The sequence below is a fragment of the Virgisporangium aliadipatigenens genome (assembly GCF_016863615.1).
In the GTDB taxonomy this organism is placed as follows: Bacteria; Actinomycetota; Actinomycetes; order Mycobacteriales; family Micromonosporaceae; genus Virgisporangium; species Virgisporangium aliadipatigenens.
On the sequence record NZ_BOPF01000010.1, the window covers coordinates 223,647 to 241,269 of the forward strand.

General features: G+C 72.7%; 14 protein-coding genes. 8 read left to right on the forward strand and 6 right to left on the reverse strand.

Translation table 11 applies throughout. The annotated features are described in order from the left end of the window. Nucleotides 1-14 precede the first annotated feature (14 nt). On the forward strand, nucleotides 15-1,283 hold the full coding sequence (allB, locus tag Val02_RS16790) for an allantoinase AllB (protein WP_203900100.1): 1,269 nt from the start codon (nucleotides 15-17) through the stop codon (nucleotides 1,281-1,283). Further along, nucleotides 1,276-2,358: an allantoicase gene (gene alc, locus Val02_RS16795; RefSeq protein WP_203900000.1), complete on the forward strand. Its 1,083-nt coding sequence runs from the start codon at nucleotides 1,276-1,278 to the stop codon at nucleotides 2,356-2,358. The genes allB and alc overlap by 8 nt, the downstream gene beginning before the upstream one ends. Before the next feature lie 54 nt (nucleotides 2,359-2,412). On the opposite strand, the gene Val02_RS16800 is transcribed toward alc, so the two are convergent. Beyond that, entirely contained in the window at nucleotides 2,413-3,633 is a 1,221-nt protein-coding gene (locus Val02_RS16800; protein WP_203900001.1) for an ROK family transcriptional regulator, read from the reverse strand. Nucleotides 3,634-3,751: 118 nt separating this feature from the next. Here Val02_RS16800 and Val02_RS16805 point away from each other — a divergent pair, with 118 nt between their 5' ends. The 4 genes from Val02_RS16805 to Val02_RS16820 are packed head-to-tail and all read left to right on the forward strand — an operon-like array spanning nucleotide 3,752 to nucleotide 7,579. Further along, entirely contained in the window at nucleotides 3,752-4,828 is a 1,077-nt protein-coding gene (locus tag Val02_RS16805; protein ID WP_203900002.1) for a sugar ABC transporter substrate-binding protein, read from the forward strand. Next, the gene (locus tag Val02_RS16810; RefSeq protein ID WP_239153027.1) at nucleotides 4,828-5,550 is read left to right on the forward strand and encodes an ATP-binding cassette domain-containing protein; all 723 of its coding nucleotides are present in this window, start codon (nucleotides 4,828-4,830) and stop codon (nucleotides 5,548-5,550) included. Before Val02_RS16805 ends, Val02_RS16810 begins: the two co-directional genes overlap by 1 nt. Further along, nucleotides 5,547-6,683: a sugar ABC transporter permease gene (locus tag Val02_RS16815; RefSeq protein WP_239153029.1), complete on the forward strand. Its 1,137-nt coding sequence runs from the start codon at nucleotides 5,547-5,549 to the stop codon at nucleotides 6,681-6,683. The genes Val02_RS16810 and Val02_RS16815 overlap by 4 nt, the downstream gene beginning before the upstream one ends. Then, nucleotides 6,680-7,579 carry an ROK family protein gene (locus tag Val02_RS16820; RefSeq protein WP_203900004.1) on the forward strand — a complete coding sequence of 300 codons (900 nt, stop codon included), beginning with the start codon at nucleotides 6,680-6,682 and terminating at the stop codon, nucleotides 7,577-7,579. Before Val02_RS16815 ends, Val02_RS16820 begins: the two co-directional genes overlap by 4 nt. Here Val02_RS16820 and Val02_RS16825 read toward each other — a convergent pair. Genes Val02_RS16825 through Val02_RS16835 form a run of 3 tightly spaced genes read right to left on the reverse strand, consistent with a single transcriptional unit; the run spans nucleotide 7,569 to nucleotide 11,205 of the window. Beyond that, nucleotides 7,569-7,973: a DUF4259 domain-containing protein gene (locus tag Val02_RS16825; protein WP_203900005.1), complete on the reverse strand. Its 405-nt coding sequence runs from the start codon at nucleotides 7,971-7,973 to the stop codon at nucleotides 7,569-7,571. The two genes, Val02_RS16820 and Val02_RS16825, sit on opposite strands and share 11 nt — an antisense overlap. Nucleotides 7,974-8,021: 48 nt before the next feature. Continuing rightward, on the reverse strand, nucleotides 8,022-9,542 hold the full coding sequence (locus Val02_RS16830) for a hypothetical protein (RefSeq protein ID WP_203900006.1): 1,521 nt from the start codon (nucleotides 9,540-9,542) through the stop codon (nucleotides 8,022-8,024). A gap of 55 nt (nucleotides 9,543-9,597) precedes the next feature. Then, complete coding sequence (locus Val02_RS16835) at nucleotides 9,598-11,205, reverse strand: DUF4331 domain-containing protein (protein WP_239153031.1); 1,608 nt, start codon at nucleotides 11,203-11,205, stop codon at nucleotides 9,598-9,600. Nucleotides 11,206-11,472: 267 nt separating this feature from the next. Here Val02_RS16835 and Val02_RS16840 point away from each other — a divergent pair, with 267 nt between their 5' ends. Together Val02_RS16840 and Val02_RS16845 are read left to right on the forward strand one after the other, a co-directional pair. Next, the gene (locus Val02_RS16840) at nucleotides 11,473-15,555 is read left to right on the forward strand and encodes a SpoIIE family protein phosphatase (protein WP_239153032.1); all 4,083 of its coding nucleotides are present in this window, start codon (nucleotides 11,473-11,475) and stop codon (nucleotides 15,553-15,555) included. Further along, nucleotides 15,548-15,847, forward strand: coding sequence for an STAS domain-containing protein (locus tag Val02_RS16845; RefSeq protein WP_203900008.1), 300 nt, complete (start codon nucleotides 15,548-15,550; stop codon nucleotides 15,845-15,847). The genes Val02_RS16840 and Val02_RS16845 overlap by 8 nt, the downstream gene beginning before the upstream one ends. On the opposite strand, the gene Val02_RS16850 is transcribed toward Val02_RS16845, so the two are convergent. Both Val02_RS16850 and Val02_RS16855 read right to left on the reverse strand, forming a co-directional pair. Further along, nucleotides 15,837-17,009 (reverse strand): zinc-dependent alcohol dehydrogenase, encoded by a 1,173-nt coding sequence (locus Val02_RS16850; protein ID WP_203900009.1) that lies wholly within the window; start codon nucleotides 17,007-17,009, stop codon nucleotides 15,837-15,839. The two genes, Val02_RS16845 and Val02_RS16850, sit on opposite strands and share 11 nt — an antisense overlap. Then, the gene (locus Val02_RS16855; RefSeq protein WP_203900010.1) at nucleotides 17,006-17,623 is read right to left on the reverse strand and encodes an SRPBCC family protein; all 618 of its coding nucleotides are present in this window, start codon (nucleotides 17,621-17,623) and stop codon (nucleotides 17,006-17,008) included. Before Val02_RS16855 ends, Val02_RS16850 begins: the two co-directional genes overlap by 4 nt.

Consider the following 17,623-nt stretch of genomic DNA (forward strand, 5'->3'; position numbering starts at 1 on the left):
GATCCCGGCAGGTGATGCTGCCTTCCGGCCCGCAGCCCGCCGCCGTACGGGTGCACGACGGCGTGATCGCCGCGGTGCTGGCCTACGACGCACCGTCCACAGTGGACGTCGATCTCGGCGACGTGGCGCTGCTGCCCGGCCTCGTCGACACCCATGTGCACGTCAACGAGCCCGGGCGCACCGAGTGGGAGGGCTTCGCCACGGCGACCCGCGCGGCGGCCGCCGGCGGCGTCACCACGATCGTCGACATGCCGCTGAACTCCCTGCCGCCCACCACCTCCGTCGCCGCCCTGCAGGAGAAGAAGGCCGCCGCCACCGGCCAGTGCCACGTCGACGTGGGCTTCTGGGGCGGCGCCGTCCCGGGCAACGCCCCCGATCTGGTGCCGCTGCACGAGGCGGGCGTCTTCGGGTTCAAGAGCTTCCTCATCGACTCCGGCGTGCCGGAGTTCCCGCCGCTGGACCCGGCCGGGCTGCGCGCCGCGATGTCCACTGTGGACGCCCTGTTCATCGTGCACGCCGAGGACCCTTCGGCGGTCAGCGATCCCGGTCCGACCCGGCGGTTCGCGGACTTCGAGGCGTCGCGCCCGGGTGCGGGGGAGGCGCGCGCCGTCGCGGCCGTCATCGACGCCGCCCGGGCCACCGGCGCGCGGGCGCACATCCTGCACCTGTCGGCCGCCGCCGCGCTGCCGCTGATCGCCGCCGCCCGCGCCGACGGCGTGCGGATCACGGCGGAGACCTGCCCGCACTACCTGACGCTCAGCGCCGACGAGGTGCCCGACGGCGCCACGGAGTTCAAGTGCTGCCCGCCGATCCGCGACGACGCCAACCGGGACGCGCTCTGGGCCGGCCTCGCCGACGGCACCGTCCACTGTGTCGTGTCGGACCACTCGCCGTGCACGCCGGACCTGAAACGGCCGGAGACCGGCGACTTCGGCGCCGCGTGGGGCGGCATCGCGAGTGTCCAATTAGGACTGCCGGTGATGTGGAGCGAGGCGCGGCGGCGCGGGTTCGGGCTCGACGACGTGGTGCGCTGGATGGCCGCGCACCCCGCCGCGCTGGCCGGGCTGCGGGGCAAGGGGCGCATCGAGGTCGGCGCCGACGCGGACCTGACGGCGTTCGCGCCCGACGAGGAGTTCCTGGTCGAACCGGCCGCGCTGCACCACCGCCACCCGGTCACCCCGTACGCCGGCAAGCGCCTGCACGGCGTCGTGCGCCACGTGTGGCTGCGCGGCGTTCCCGTGGACGGCACGACTCCGAGGGGAAGGTTCCTGACCCATGAGTGACCTGGAGACGTTCCCGGATCTGGCCTCCCGCGCGCTGGGCGGCGGGGTGATCCACGCCAACGACGAGTTCTTCGCCGCCGCGGACCACCTCGTACTGGCCGAACCGCCGGGGTTCACGCGGGCCACGTTCGGGCCCAAGGGGCAGGTGTACGACGGCTGGGAGACCCGCCGCCGGCGCACTCCCGGGCACGACCACGCGATCGTGCGGCTCGGCGCGCCGGGCGTCGTGCGGGGCGTCGTCGTGGACACCGCGCACTTCACCGGCAACTACCCGACGGAGGCCTCGGTGGAGGCCTGCGGCGCCGAGGGCCACCCCGCCCCCGACGAACTGGACGGGTGGGAGACGCTGGTGCCACGTTCGCCGCTGGCGGGGGACAGCCGCAACGTGTTCCCGGTCGACAGCGGCCGCCGGTACACGCACGTGCGCCTGAGCATCTACCCGGACGGCGGGGTGGCGCGGCTGCGCGTGCACGGGGAACCCGTCGCCGACCCGAGGCACATTCCCGACCGCTTCCTGGACCTCGCGGCGCTCGAGCACGGCGGGCGCATCGTCGGGTGCAGCGACATGTTCTACGGCTCGCCCGCCAACCTCCTGCTGCCCGGTCAGGCCCGGGTGATGGGCGAGGGCTGGGAGACCAGACGCCGCCGCGACGACGGGAACGACTGGGTCGAGGTGCGCCTCGCCGCCCCCGGCCGGATCCACCTGGCCGAACTGGACGCCACGCACTTCAAGGGCAACGCACCCGGTTGGGCCTCGCTGACGGCGGTGGACGCGGCCGGCGAACGCCTCGAACTGCTGCCCCGCACCCGCCTCCAACCCGACACCCGGCACCGCTTCCCCCTGACACCCGACCGCGACGCCGTGAACGTCCGACTCGACGCGTACCCGGACGGCGGCCTGGCCCGGCTGCGCCTGTGGGGCAGGCTCACGCCGGAGGCGTTCGCCGCGCTGGCGCTGCGCTGGTTCGAGGCGCTGCCGGAGGCGCACGCGGCGGCCCTCCTCCCCGGCGTCGAACGCCCGCTGGCGGACCCGGCGGCGCTGGCCCCGCTCGTCCCGGCGCTCAGGCTCGGGTGAGGCGCGGCCGCCGGCGGTAGGCGTCGCGGCGTGGCCGACGACCCGCGCGCACCGTCACCGCTGGCCCGTCGTGGCGGTGGCGATGCTGGCGGCGCGGTCGAGCACCAGGTCGCGGGCGCCGGTGAGACCGACGGCGAGCGCGCCGCGCAGCACCGCGTCGGCACCGAGCGCGGAGACCTCGATCCGGGGCGGGTCGAGGGCGACCAGGCTGGTGAGCCGATCCCGGACGGGTCCGGTGAGCAGGTCTCCGCCCTGGGTGCCGATGCCGCCCCCGAGCACGACCAGTTCGGGATCGAGGATGGCCGTGACGGCGGCCAGGGCGTGTGCGACGTGGTCGGCCTCGTGGAGCACCGCCCGCGTGGCGGTGGGGTCGCCGGCGCGCGCGGCCTCGAACACGTCCTTGGCACTGGCCGCGTCGGCCATCCCGAGGCGGCGGGCGAGGGAGACGACGCCGTCGGCGGACGCCACCGATTCGAACATGCCGCGCTTGCGCGATGCCGGTTCGTCCTGCAGCGGGTCGCCCTCCGCGACGGGTAGGTAGCCGACCTCGCCGGCCGCGCCGCGGAACCCGCGGTACAGCTTGCCGTCGATCATGATGCCCATGCCGGTTCCGGTGCCGATCGACACGTAGACGAAGTGGTCGATGCCGGCGCCGAGCCCGTACGCGCTCTCACCGACGGCGGCGAGGTCGACGTCGTTCTCCACCACGAACGGCGCGCCGGCCACCTCCGCGAGGCGCTCGACCGAGCCGGGGCGGTCCCAGCCGGGGAGGTTGGGCGCCGAGCGGAGCGCCCCGGTCTGCGCGTCGTGCACGCCCGGCGTGCCGAACACGGTGAGCGTGATGTCGGACCGGGCGATGCCCACCTCGGCCGTCAGTTCGTCGGCGAGGCGGGTGAGCTGGGTGACCAGGGTCGACGCGCGGGAACCACGCGACGGCCGGTCCTTACGGGCGACGATGGTGCCGAGCAGGTCAGCGACGGCGACCCGCACGTATCCGCGGCCGACGTCGACGCCGAGCACCCAGCCGGCCTCCGGCCGGACCTCGTACAGCAGGGCGGAGCGTCCGGCCGCCCCGGAGCGCTGGCCCACCTGGCGCAGCAGGCCGGCCCGTTCGAGGTGGGTGAGCGCCATCGCCACCGTCGGCTTGGACAGGCCGGTCGTCTGCGCCAGCTCGGGCCGCGACGCCTTACCGAGGCGGAACACCTCGGCGAAGACGGCGCGCGAGTTCATCACGCGCAACACGCTGGTCGTACTGGCGGCCCCGGTGATCTGCACCGGCCCAGCGTGCCACAGCCTTTCGAAAAGGTCTCTTATCAAATTCGTAAAGGACCTAGCCAAATCGCGCCGCGTGACCCACGATGCTCAGCACCACCGAGGTTCAGGAGGCAACCTCATGAGAACCAGCTGGCTCGCCGTCGCTCTGGTAGCGGCAACCCTGATCAGCGGCTGTGGCAACGGTTCGGCCACCGGCAACTCCGGCGACAAGGACGCCCCGACCATCGCCCTGTTCCTCCCCGAGTCCAAGACGACCCGTTACGAAGCGTTCGACCGGCCGCTGTTCGAGGCCAAGGTCAAGGCGCTGTGCGCCGACTGCAAACTGCTGTACTCCAATGCCGACCAGGACGCGGCCAAGCAGCAACAGCAGGTCGAGGCCGCCCTGACCCAGGGTGCCGACGTGCTCGTGCTCGACGCGGTCGACGCCAGCGCGGTCGCCTCGCTCGTGAACCAGGCCAAGCAGAAGAAGGTTCCGGTGATCGCCTATGACCGGCTGATCTCGGCGATCTCCTACGAGTACTACGTGTCGTTCAACAACGTGCGGGTCGGCGAGATGCAGGGCCAGGCGCTGCTCGACGCCATGACCAGGGCCGGAACGGTCGACAAGGGCAAGATCGTCATGATCAACGGCGCGCCGACCGATCCCAGTTCGGCCGACTACAAGAACGGCGCGCACAAGGTGCTCGACGGGAAGGTCCAGATCGGCCGGGAGTTCGACACCCCGGACTGGAGCCCGGACAAGGCCCAGCAGGAGATGGAGCAGGCCATCACCGCCCTGGGGCGCGACAACATCGTCGGCGTCCTGTCGGCCAACGACGGCATGGCCGGCGGCGCGATCGCGGCGATGAAGCGGGCCGGCTTCCCCACCATGCCACCGATCACCGGCCAGGACGCCGAACTCGCCGCCGTGCAGCGGATCCTGACCGGCGAGCAGTACATGACCATCTACCTCGACATCCGCGCCGAGGCGGAGAAGGCGGCGGAGCTGGCCGTCGCGTTGGGCCGGGGGCAGAAGCCCGCGGCGCCGACGACGGTCGACAACGGCACCAAGGCCATCCCGTCGTTCCTCCTCGACCCGATCGCGGTCACCGCCGACCGGGTCAAGGACACGATCGTCAAGGACGGCTTCTACAAGGCGTCCGAGATCTGCACCGGCGCCGTCGCGGCGGCGTGCGCCAAGGCGGGCATCCAGTAGTGCTCTCGGCGATCGGTGTCTCCAAGCGCTACAACGCGGTCCAGGCTCTCGACGGGGTGAGCCTGGACCTGCGCGCCGGCGAGGTCGTCGCGCTGGTCGGCGACAACGGCGCGGGCAAGTCCACGCTGGTCAAGGTCATCTCCGGCGTCGTCACCCCGGACGAGGGCCGGATCGAACAGGACGGGCACCCGGTGCGCGTCAACGATCCGCTGGACGCCCAGCGGATCGGGGTGTCCACCGTTCACCAGGACCTGGCGCTGTGCGAGAACCTCGACGTCATCGCCAACCTGTTCCTGGGCGCCGAGCGGCACCGGTGGTCGGTGCTGCGGCACATCCGGATGGAACGCACCGCCCGCGACCTGCTGTCCTCATTGGACGTACGGATCCGGGACATCGGTGTGCCGGTCGCCATGCTGTCGGGCGGGCAGCGGCAGTCGGTCGCGATCGCGCGGGCCCTGATCGGGGAGCCGCGGGTGGTCATCCTGGACGAGCCCACGGCCGCCCTCGGCGTCGAACAGACCGCGCAGGTGCTCGCGCTGATCCGGCGGCTGCGCGAGCGCGGACTCGCGGTGCTGCTCATCTCGCACAACCTCGCCGACGTCCGGGCGGTCAGCGACCGGATCGTCGTGCTGCGGCTCGGCCGCAACGCCGGCGAGTTCCCGACCGAAGGCACCGCGCCGGAAGCCGTCGTCGCCGCCATCACCGGGGGTGGATCGCTGTGAACCTGCGCGACAGGGATCTCGGATCGTGGCCCGTGGTCGGCGGGCTGGCCGCGATCGCGGTCGTCTTCGGCGTCCTCAACGAACACTTCCTCTCGGCCGAGAACCTCACCAACCTGGCGCTGCAGATGGCCGCGACGGGCACCATCTCCCTCGGTCTCGTCCTGGTGATCCTGCTGGGGGAGATCGACCTGTCCGCCGGTTCGGTCAGCGGGCTGTGCGCGGTGGTGATGACCATCCTGTACGTGCGCCACGGGTGGAACCCGGCCGCGGCCGTCGCCGTCGCCCTCGCCGTGGCGGCACTCATCGGCGCGCTGCACGGCTTCATGTTTACCCGGTTGGGGATCCCGTCGTTCGTGGTGACGCTCGCCGGCCTCATCGGCTGGCAGGGACTCATGCTCTACCTTCTCGGCCGGGGCGGAACGATCAACCTGCCGTTCGACGGGGCGGTGGCGAAGCTGAGCGACACCTGGCTGCCGCCGTGGGCGGGGTTTCTCCTCGCCGCGCTGATCGTCGGGATCCGGACCGGCAGCGTCCTGAACGGGCGCCGGATGCGGCGTGCCGCCGGGCTGCCGGTGCCGTCCGGGCGATGGTCGGCGCTGCGGCTGGTCGGCCTCGCGGTCGCGCTGGCCGCCGTGGCCGCCGTTCTCTCGGCCGACCGGGGCGTGCCGTTGCTGCTGCTCATCTTCGCCGCGCTCGTGGTGGCCGCCGACCTCGTGCTGCGGCACACCACCTTCGGGCGGCACGTGTTCGCGGTCGGCGGCAACGCGGAGGCTGCCCGGCGGGCCGGCATCCACGTGACCCGGATCCGGATCCTCGCCTTCGTCGGCGGCTCGGTACTGGCGGCCTTCGGCGGGATCCTCGCCGCCGGCCGGCTGGCCGCGGTCAACCAGAGTTCCGGCAGCAGCGACACGCTGCTGATGGCGATCGCCGCCGCGGTCATCGGCGGCGTCTCCCTGTTCGGCGGCCGGGGACGGGCGTACGCCGCGCTCCTGGGCATCCTCGTCATCCAGTCCATCACCAACGGCATGCTGCTGCTCAACGTGGACTCGTCGGTGCGTTACATGGTGACCGCCGCGGTGCTCGCGGTCGCCGTCGCCATCGACTCGCTCGCCAGGCGTGGCCAGAAACGGTGACGGTTCTCGGTATCGACTTCGGTGGCACCAAGGTGGCGCTCGCCACCGCGCCCGCCACCGAATCCTCCACAGTGGACGGTGGGTCCGCGCTGCGCGACACCGTGCGCCTGCCGACCCTTGCCGCGGCCGGTGCCGCACAGCTGGTCGAGCGGGCGCTCGCCGCGGCCAGGACCCTGACCGGCCGGCCGACCGCCGTCGGCGTGTCGACGTTCGGCGTCGTGTCGCAGGGCCGGATCCGGTTGGCGCCGAACGTGCCCGGATGGGACGGTCTGGAACTGCCGCGGCTGTTGCGCGAGGAGTTCGGGCAGGCGCCAGTCGTGGTCCACAACGACGTCAACGCCGCCGCGACCGCCGAACTGCGCTGGGGCGCACTGCGCGGCGTGGACCTGGGCGTCTACCTGAACCTGGGCACCGGCATCGGCGGCGCGCTGATCGTGGGCGGGCGGGTGCTGACCGGGGCGCACGGTGCCGCCGGCGAGATCGGCTACCTGCTCGGCCCGGATCCGACCCGGTGCTTCGCGACCGGGCACGCGCCGCTGGAGGAGCTGGCGTCGGGAGGCGCGCTCACCGCCCGGAGCGCACGCCTGTTGCGGCGTGACGTCACCGCGTCCCAGCTGTTCGACCTCGCCGACGACCCGGACATCGCCGCCCTGCTGGACCCCGCCGTCGACGCGCTCGCGGCGGCCGTGGCCAACCTGTGCATCGCCGTCGACCCGCAGCGCGTGGTCATCGGCGGCGGCATGATGGCGGCGGCGCGGCACCTCCTGCCCCGGATCGCGGCGCTGGCCGCACGCGCCGTCCCGTTCCCACCGGAGATCCGGGCCGCCCGGTTCGTCCACGACGCGCCGCTGCGGGGCGCGCTGGCGCTCGCCCTGGACGCGGCCGTCACGGGCTGAGGGTGGCGCGGAGTTCGTCGAGGGTGGCGGCCGCGTCGTCGAACGAGTCGGCCTCCTCCCACAGTTCGCGCCACTCGGAGTCCTCGGCCTCCACGCGGTCGAGTGCCCGCAGCGCGAGGCTCACCAGGGTCGGGTCGGTGGGCGGCAGGTCGGTGGCCGGGACGGCTCCGGTGGGGTCGTCGAGCGCGGTGCCGGCGTGTGCCGCCGCCACCACGGCGGCCGCCGCGACCGCGGCCTGGGCGACGTCGCGGTCCACGTAGTCCTCCTCGTCGGCCGCCTCCGCAAGCGTCTCCCGCACGAGTGCGCCGCGGTCGGCCGCGGCGGTGTGCCGCAACTGCGCCAGGAAGTCTCCCGCGCCGTCGTTCTCGAAGACCCCGATGCCCCAAGCGCCCATGTCGGCAGTGTCCACCATGGGCGCCCGTAAATGGGGGACACCCCTTGCCTACAGGAGGGTCGCCGCCGCGCGGCCCAGTACCCCGAGGCCCACCAGCAGGATGAGCGAACCGGTGGCCGCCGGCGCCGCCGACGACAGTTTCGCCCAGGCGGTCCGGAGGCGGCCGGCGACCGGGCCGAGGCGGGCGCGGCGCGCCTCCCAGCGGCGTTGCAGGCCGACGAGCAGGAGGCCGGCGCCGGTGAGCGTGGCCGCCATGCCGAGGCCGTAGGAGATCACCAGCAGCACCCCGAACCAGGTGCGGCCCAGGCCGATCGCCGCCAGCAGGATGATCAGGGCGGACGGGCTGGGGACCAGGCCGCCCGCGATGCCGATGCCGGCGATGCTCCACCGACCCGGGCCGTGCGAGTGCGAATGCCCGCCGTGCGAGTGCGAGTGGGTGTGTTCGCCGTGCGAGTGGGCGTGATCATGTCCGTGCGCATGGTGATCATCGTGGTGGTGATGACCGTGGCCGTGGCCGAGCGAGCGGCCGCGGGCCAGGCCCCACAGCATGCCGGCGCCGACCACCAGGATCAGCGCGCCGCTGGCCACGCCGAGCCAGCCGAGCACCACCTGGCCCGCCAGGCCCACCACCGTCGTCAGCAGCAGGCCGACCACCAGGACGCCACCGGTGTGCGTGGCCGTCACCACCGCGCCGACCGCCACCGCGTCGCGCGGGCGGCCCTGCTTGCCGGCCAGGTACGCGGCCATCACCGTCTTGCCGTGCCCCGGCAGCACCGCGTGCGCGGCGCCCAGCACCAACGCCAGCAGCACGGCGAGCAGGCCGATCGGCACCGTGCGGTCCGGGCCCGAGAGCAGGTCGCGCAGCTTCGCGTCGGCGGCCGCCACCAGCCCGGCGCCCGGGTACGACGAACGTTCGGGCAGCGGTGCGGCGACCGTCGCTGCCCCGCCGTCGCCGGGTTCGGTGCGCAGCGTGGCCGTGCGCACGTCCGGCGGGTTCGTGATCAGTTCGGCGGGGTAGTCGCGGAGGTCGCCGGCGCGGCTGACCGTCGGCAACGGCGAGTCGAGCAGCCGCACGCCGGTGCCCGTGGCGGTCAGTTCCCGCCAGCCGATGCGGTCGGCCAGGTAGTTGTTGGCCACCGTGACCGTCGCGGGGGAGTCCAGCCGGGCCGCTGCCGCAAGCGCGCACTCAGTGCGACTCGTGGGCAGTGCGGCCGTTCCCTCGGAATAGGAGAAGGACGCGGACGTGACCGTGAGGGACAGGCGGCTCCCGTCGACCGCGACCTCGAAGCGGCTCGCCAGAGCCGAGCAGGTCGCCGCCGCGAACGCCGCGCGTTCGGCGTCGTCGGCGACCCCGTCCCCGGAGGTGTCCACAGTGGACTTCTCCTGAACGGTCGGGATCTCGGCGCTGTCGACCACCGCGCGCACCCGCACCGCGTCCGGCGTCAGCGACAGGGCGGCGAGCTGGTTCACGGAGAAGTTGCCGAGCGGGTGGGCCGACGCGGGCGCGGCGGGGAAGGCGAGCGCGAGGCCGGCGCCGGCCAGCGCGGCGGCGATCACGAGTCGACGCATGGGACGTCCTTCACGAAGAAGCGGGGTGGGGCGCGGACGCCCCACCCCGAGCGGGCTAGATACTGATCGACTCGTCGGCGCGATGCGCGCTGCCGGCCATGCGCACGCCGCGGCGGCGCCACCAGAACCAGAAGCCGAGCGACGCGAGGATCGCCATGACGCCGATCCCACCGACGACCACCGCACCGGTGGAGGTCATGGCGCTGGAGTTGGCACTCGCCGGCGTCGTCGACGGGTTGGGCGTGGGAGCGCCGTTGCCGCCCCCGCCGCCGCCGTTGTTCGCCGCCGCTCCGCCGGCCGTGCCGCCGCCCTTGTTGACCGCGCCGACGTTCGGCAGGGCCACGTAGGGGAACTTGCCGTCGAAGCCGTTGTCGTTGGCGTCCACCTTGTCACCGGCGGCCAGCGCGTCCACGAGCTTGCCCGCCTGGGCCGCACCGGCGACCGCCTGCAGCGAGATGTCCACGACGTCGTCGGTGAGCCGGCGGCCGTTCGGGAAGCCCTGCAGATCCTGGGCGAGCACCCCGAGCCGGTTGGGCTGGGCCGCCACGGGCACCCCGAGGTTCAGCCGCAGCTGCTCCGACGGGACGAACCGCTGTGCGTTGACGTCCATGTTGTTCAGCTGCGAGTTGAGATCCGCCTGGATCGGGCCCTGCGCCTTGGTGGTGATGCCGGTCAGGTAGATCTCCACCAGGTCGTTGCGGGGTGTGGCCGGCGCCGGGATGTTGTAGATCGCCTGGAGCAGCTGGGGCAGTTCGGGCTCGGTGACCCGCTTGACCAGCTCGGGGATCTTCGCGTCGCCGTCCGGCGCGGTCGCGTTGAACGCGTCCTTCAGGTTCGCCGGCACCACGACCTCGTTGACCAGCGGGTTGCCCAGGCGGGACACCTGCACCCGGTCGCCCGTCACCGGCGTCTCCTTGCCGGTGACGCGCACCTTCGCGCGTTCCGTGGTCGTCCACACGCCGATGACCGGGTTGCGCTTGGCGTTGCCCTTCAACGCCACGTCGGAGAACGGCACCTGCAGCGCGATCGTGTTGACGTTGTACCCGGCGAGGGTGTCCTGACCGGTCTCGCTCAGGTCGCCGCCGTAGAGCAGGTCGAAGACGCGCAGGTCCAGGAAGAACGGGTCGTCGGCCTGGCCGGCGAAGACGTTCCAGCCGCCGGGCAGCTGCTTGTTGGCCTGGTTGCGCAGGGTCCCGTAGTCCGGCATCGACTTGGCGCCGACCCGCGACGGGGCGACCGGGGCGTCGGCGATGCGCGTCTTGAACGGCTCGCCGTTGAACGACGACTCCAGCGTGTAGGTCTGGCGGAACAGCAGGTTCTCGTCGTCGAGCGACGTCACCGGGCCGTTGTTGTACAGGAACGTGTTCCCGCCGCGCTTGTCGATGTTCTTGAACGTCCAGCGGAAGACGGCGTTCGGCTTGGCATCGCCGTCACTGTCGACGTTGATGTTGTACACGGCGTCCGTGGCGAACGGGAAGAAGTTCGGCCCGCCGTTGGGCTCGGAGAACGGCGCCCAGTTCGCGATGAACGTGACGTAGTCCGGCCGTTCCGGGCTGACGAACGCGTACAGGTCGGTGTTGTCGGCGGCGGGGTCGGCCGCGATCAGCGGCGCCTCCCGGTGGCTCGAAGCGACGGAAAGGCCCGGACCCAGTGCGGCGGTCACGGCGATTCCCGCGGCTGCGACAGCGGCTGCCAACCGCGTCTTGTTCCTCATGAACTTCCCTCCCGAAGTCCACGCGATCCGCGCTTTGCGGCCGCACTCACCATTCGGAGGAGCGGCCCCGGATGACGGGCCTGTGTTGGATCGGTCTCATCGACCCATCCGGACCCGGGCCTGCGTCGAATCACCGGTTTCGGGGTGTACCGCCGTGCCGGTCCCCGACCTGGGCGTTACGCTGCGGTGGTTGCCGAGACGGATGCGAGGTAACCGGTGCACAGCCCCGTCGAGGCGTTCCCGGGCGACGGCGAGATGGCCGCGCGGATGCGGGCGTTCGACTGGCCGGCTTCGCCGCTGGGCGCACCGGACACCTGGGACCCGGGGCTGCGAAGCGCCGTGGAGATCTGCCTGACCTCCCGGTTCCCGATGATCGTCTGGTGGGGCCCGGAGCTGCGCTTCTTCTACAACGACGCCTACCGGTCGCTGCTGGGGAGCAAGCACCCCGCGCTCGGCAAGCCCGGCAGCGAGGTGTGGGGAGAGATCTGGCACATCATCGGGCCGATGCTCGAAGGCGTGCTGGAGACGGGCGAGGCCACCTGGTCCGACGACATGCTCCTGCCGATTGCCCGCCACGGGTACCGGGAGGAGACCTACTGGACCTACTCCTACAGCCCGCTGCGCGCCGGCGACCGGATCGGCGGGGTCTTCACCGCGGTCACCGAGACCACGCAGCGCGTCGTCGGCGAACGCCGCCTCGCCGCACTGCGCGACCTCGGCGCGCAGGTCGGCGCCGCCTCGTCCATCGCGGAGGCCTGCGACCTGGCCGTGGCCGCCATCGCCCGGGCGGCTGCCGACGTCGCCGGCGCGGTGGTGTACCTCCGCGGCGAACACGTCTTTCCCGCGGCGTCGACGGCGGGCATGGGCGGGCAGCCGACCGGCATCGCCGGCTGGCCGGTGGAGGCGGTGTTGCGCACCGGCGAGCCGCTGGTGCTCGGCGACCTGCCGGAGCGGTTCGGAGGGCCGCTGCCCGGCGGCACCTGGGAACGGCCGCCGACCGAGGCGATGGTGCTGCCGCTGCGCGGCGAGACCGGCGCGGCCCCGCTCGGGGCGATCGTGCTCGCCGCCAGCTCCGGGCGGGCGCTGGACCAGCCCTACCGCACCTTCCTCGCGCTGGTCGCCGACCAGGTCGCGGCCGCGCTCAACGCCGCCGCCGCGTACGAGTCGCAGGCCCGCCGGGTCACCGAGCTGGCGGAGCTGGACCGGGCGAAGACGGCGTTCTTCTCCAACATCAGTCACGAGTTCCGCACCCCGCTGACGCTCATCATGGGGCCGCTGGAGGAGGTGCGCGCGGCGCTGCCGCCCGCGACCGACGACGCCCTTCGCGAGTCGCTGGACGCCATGCACCGCAACGGTTTGCGCCTCGGGAAGCTGGTCAACACGCTGCTCGACTTCTCCCGGCTGCAGGCCGGCCGGATCGAGGCCGACTACGAGCCGGTCGACCTCGGCGCGGTGACGGCCGACCTGGCGAGCGTGTTCCGTTCGGCGGTCGAGTCGGCGGGTCTGACGTTCACGGTCGACTGCGCGGCGCTGTCCCGGCCGGTGCACGTCGACCGGGAGATGTGGGAGAAGGTGGTGCTCAACCTGCTGAGCAACGCCCTCAAGTTCACCTTCGACGGGGGCATCACCGTCGCCGTGGCGGAGCAGGACGACCGCGCCGTCGTGCGGGTCACCGACACCGGCACCGGCATCCCCGCCGACGAGGTGCCGCGCCTGTTCGAACGCTTCCACCGGGTGCAGGGGACGCGGTCGCGTTCGTACGAGGGCAGCGGCATCGGGCTCGCTCTGGTGCAGGAACTCGTCGCACTGCACGGCGGCACCGTCGAGGTGGACAGCCGGGTCGACGTCGGGACGACGTTCACGGTGCGGCTGCCGTTCGGGGCGGGTCACCTGCCCGAGGAGAAGACCCGCCGCGCGCGGCCGGAGGCGCCGCCGCCGGTGCAGGGCGTGCGGGCGGAGAGCGCGCTGCCGTACATCACCGAGTGGCAGCCGCCCGAGGCGAACCCGCCGCAGGTGGCCGGCCACGCGCGCGTGCTCGTCGCCGACGACAACGCCGACATGCGGGACTATCTGCAACGGCTGCTCAGCCCGCACTACAACGTGCTCCTGGCCGGCGACGGGAAGGCCGCCCTCGACCTGGCCCGCACCGCGACGCCCGACCTGATCGTCAGCGACGTCATGATGCCGTTGCTGGACGGGCTGGCCCTGGTGGCCGAGCTGCGGGCCGACCCGCGCACCGCCCGGGTGCCGGTGGTGCTGCTGTCCGCCCGCGCCCGTGCCGAGGACTCCGGCGAAGGGCTCGCGGCCGGCGCGGACGACTACCTGGTGAAGCCGTTCTCGGCGCGGGACCTGCTGGACCGGGTGCGCGCCAACCTGATGCTGGCCCGGCTGCGCAACCATCACGCCGACTGGCGGGACGCGCTGGTCAACTCGTTGCAGGACGCGTTCTTCGTGCTCGACACCGACGGCACCCTGGTGGAGGCGAACGACGCGTTCGGACGGATGCTCGGCTACCCGGTCGACGGCGCGCCGTATCCTATGCCGCACCCCTGGTGGCCGGAGCCGGACTCCGAGGACCGGCCGGACGTCGACGACGCGGTGCGGCACGTCATGACCGAGTCGCGCGGGCGCATCCCGGTGCCGTTGCGGCACGCCGACGGCCGCCGCGTCTGGGTCGACGTCACGAGCACCTGGGTCTTCGACCCCGACCGCCAGCAGCGGGTCATGGTGGGCACTCTCCGGGACATCACGGGGGAACGCCTCGCCGGCGAGCGCGAGGCCGCACTGGCCCGGCTGACGGCCAAGCTCTCCGAGGCGGACACCGTCGCCGACGTCGTGGCCGGCGGCCTGGTCGAACTGCGCGCCGCCTGGCGGGCCCGCCGTGCCGTGGCCGCCACCTGGCACGGCAACGACGAGCCCACGGTCGTCGGCACCGCACCGCGCACCACGTGGGACGGGCTCGACCAGGCCTCCCGCGGGGTGCTCGCCGGCCTGCGGCTCGGCCGTTCGCTGCAGGTGGTGACGCCCGAACCGACCGCCGCCGGAGCCGGCATCGGGATCAGCCTGGAGTACGCCGACGGCCGGGTCGCGTTCTGGCTGGAGTGCGCGCCGGAACGCACGTTCGGCGCCGAGGACCGTGCGCTGCTGGCGCTGCTCGGCGGCTACCTGGGACAGGCGATCAACCGGGCGCACCGCGCCGACCAGCAGCGCGCCGTGGCGTTGACCCTGCAACGGTCCTTCCTCGGCCCGACCGACCTGCCGGACGGCTTCGCCGTGCGCTACGAACCGGCGGTGCGCCCGCTCGAGGTCGGCGGCGACTGGTACGACGTCGTGGCACTGCCGGACGGCCGGATCGCGCTGGTGGTCGGCGACTGCGTGGGCTCCGGGCTGCCGGCCGCCACGGCCATGGGTCAGCTGCGCAGCGCCTGCCGTGCGCTGCTGCTGCAGTCGGCGGGTCCCGCGCAGACGCTCACCGCGCTGGACCGGTTCGCGGCGCTGGTGCCTGACGCGTTCTGTTCGACCCTCCTCTGTGGAGTGTTGGACCCGCGCGACGGCACCCTGCGCTACAGCAGCGCCGGCCATCCGCCGGGCATCGTGGTGCACCAGGACGGCACCGCGGCGCCGATGGACGGGGCGCGTTCGGTGCCGCTGGCGGCCGCGCCCGGGATCGAACGCCCCGAGGCGACCGTCACGCTCACGCCGGGCGCACTGCTGCTGCTGTACACCGACGGGCTGGCCGAACGCCGCGGCGAGGCGATGTCGCAGGGGATCGCGGCGGTCAGCGCGGCGCTGGTCGGGCACCGGCTCGCCCCGATCGACCCGCTCGTCGACGCCATCATGGAGGAGTTCCGTCCGGCGCAGGGCTATTTCGACGACGTGGCCGTGCTCGCCTACCGGCGGCTGGGCCAGGACGCGACGCGGCTGGCGCACTCGTTCGGGAGTACGCCGGCGGAGCTGGCCCCGGTGCGGCAGGCGCTGCGGTCCTGGACCGAACGCCTCGGTCTCGGCCGGCAGGTCTCGTCCAACCTGCTCATCGCCGTCGGGGAGGCGTGCGCCAACGCCATCGAGCACGCGCACCGGTTCGACGCCCGGCGTTCGCTGTTGAGCGGCTGGTGCGACGGCGACGACGTGCACGTGGTGATCACCGACAGCGGGCGGTGGCGGCCGTCCGGCAGCAACCCCGATCCCGACCGGGGACACGGCCTGCGGCTGATCCGTGGGCTGGTGCCCGGTTCGACGATCGACAGCACGCAGGCGGGGACGACGGTGCGGTTGCGGGTGCGGATCGACGATGACTGACGGTACGAAGCTGCGCATCCGGCCGCTGCCGGACGGGCGGCCGGGGATCGCCGTGGCGGGCGAGATCGACATGACCAACGCCGAGGATCTCCGCGCGGCGCTGGTCACCGCGGCACAGGGCGACAGCGTGGTCGTCGACCTGACCGCGGTGACCTATCTCGGCAGCGCCGGCCTTTCCGTGTTGTTCGCCTTCGTGTCGACCGTCCGCGCGGAGCTGCTCGTCAACGAACTGCTCGCCCCGACGGTGTCGATCGCCGGTCTGGACCGGGTGGCCCGCATCGCTACGGTGTGAGCACGACCTTCGTGCACTCGTCCTGCTTGTTCAGGAACGTCTCGAACGCCTTCGGCGCGTCCTTGAGCCGCAGCCGGTGGCTGATGACGAAGCTCGGGTCGATCTCCCGCTTGCGGATGCGTTCCAGCAGCGGCTTCGTGTAGCGCTGCACGTGGCACTGTCCACTTCGGATGGTCAGGCCGCGGTTCACCACCGTTCCCATGGGGAACTTGTCGATCCAGCCGCCGTACACGCCGATGACGGAGACAATGCCGCCGTTGCGGACGTTCATGATCGCCTGTCGGAGCGCGTGCGCCCGGTCGGTCTCCAGCTTGCCGGCCTGCTTCGCCTTGTCGTACGCGTCGATGGCCGGCGACGAGTGGTGCGCCTCCATGCCGACCGCGTCGATGACGGCGTCCGGGCCGCGGCCGGCGGTCATCTCGCGCAGCGCCTCGCCGACGTCGTGCCGCGAGTAGTCGATGGTCTCCGCGCCGGCCTTCTCCCGCGCCATGCGCAGCCGGTACGGGAACCGGTCGATCGCGATCACCTTCGACGCCCCGAGCAGGTACGCGCTCGCGATGGCGAACTGCCCCACCGGCCCCGCGCCCCACACGGCCACGATCTGGCCCGGCTTGATGTCGCACATCTCCGCGCCCATGAACCCGGTGGGGAAGATGTCGGACAGGAAGAGCACCTGCTCGTCGGTCAGGTCGTCCTCGATCTTCACCGGTCCGACGTCCGCGAACGGCACCCGCGCGTACTCGGCCTGTCCACCGGGGTAGCCGCCGAGCATGTGCGAGTAGCCGAACAGGCCGGCCGGCGAGTAGCCCATGAGCTTCTCGGCCATGCCCGCGTTCGGGTTGGAGTTCTCGCAGAGCGAGTACTGCTCCCGTTCGCATGCGTCACAGGCGCCGCACGAGATCGGGAACGGCACCACGACCCGGTCGCCGACGCGCAGGTTGCCCACGCCCTTGCCGACCTCGACGACCTCGCCCATGAACTCGTGGCCGATGATGTCGCCCTTGCGCAGGGTCGGGATGTAGCCGTTGTACAGGTGCAAGTCGGAGCCGCAGATCGCGGTAGAGGTGATCTTGATGATGGCGTCGCGGGAGTTGAGGATCCGCGGGTCCGGGACCTCGGCGACCTTCACCTTCTGCTTGCCCATCCACTGGTTGGCCTTCATCGGGCACCTACCTCCACCGGCTGCGCGGGCCTCTGGGCGAACTGGCGGAACGCGCGGGTCCCCTCCGGGCTGCCCTCCGAGCGCACCACCTCGCCGGTCTCCAGCACCTGCTTGAACCGGCGCAGGTCGTCGCGCACCTGCTGGTCGGGGCTCTCGCCGAAGAGTTTGGCCACGAGCGCGGCGGCCTTCCCGCCCGGCAGGTCGTAGCGCAGTTCCACCCGGACCTCGGTGCCGCGTCCGCCGGGCGCCGGCGCGAACCGGACGGTGCCGTCGTTGGGCACGTCGCCTCCCTCGACGGAACGCCATGCGATGAGCTCGTCCGGCCGGTCGTCCACGATCCGGGCGTCCCATTCGACGGCCCGTCCGGCGGGTGCCTTCGCGACCCAGTGGGACGTGCGATCACCCGTGGTGCGCACGGACTCCAGATGGTTCATGAAGAGCGGGAGCAGTTCGAGATCGCGCCAGAACGAGTACACCTGCCCGACGGGCTTGTTGACGGTGATGGCGGCGCGGACGTGCAGCGGCGCGCGTCGCGCGGCTCGCCGACGCACCGCCCACACGGTGGTCGCGACTCCGGCGGCGGCGCCTGCGCTGATGGTGACGGCTCGGTTCAT

Coding starts and splice junctions, on each gene's coding strand:
- allB (WP_203900100.1), top strand. CDS start 15: ATGCTGCCTTCCGGCCCGCAGCCCGCCGCCGTACGGGTGCACGACGGC.
- alc (WP_203900000.1), top strand. CDS start 1,276: ATGAGTGACCTGGAGACGTTCCCGGATCTGGCCTCCCGCGCGCTGGGC.
- Val02_RS16805 (WP_203900002.1), top strand. CDS start 3,752: ATGAGAACCAGCTGGCTCGCCGTCGCTCTGGTAGCGGCAACCCTGATC.
- Val02_RS16825 (WP_203900005.1), bottom strand. CDS start 7,973: ATGGGCGCTTGGGGCATCGGGGTCTTCGAGAACGACGGCGCGGGAGAC.
- Val02_RS16830 (WP_203900006.1), bottom strand. CDS start 9,542: ATGCGTCGACTCGTGATCGCCGCCGCGCTGGCCGGCGCCGGCCTCGCG.
- Val02_RS16845 (WP_203900008.1), top strand. CDS start 15,548: ATGACTGACGGTACGAAGCTGCGCATCCGGCCGCTGCCGGACGGGCGG.
- Val02_RS16850 (WP_203900009.1), bottom strand. CDS start 17,009: ATGAAGGCCAACCAGTGGATGGGCAAGCAGAAGGTGAAGGTCGCCGAG.
- Val02_RS16855 (WP_203900010.1), bottom strand. CDS start 17,623: ATGAACCGAGCCGTCACCATCAGCGCAGGCGCCGCCGCCGGAGTCGCG.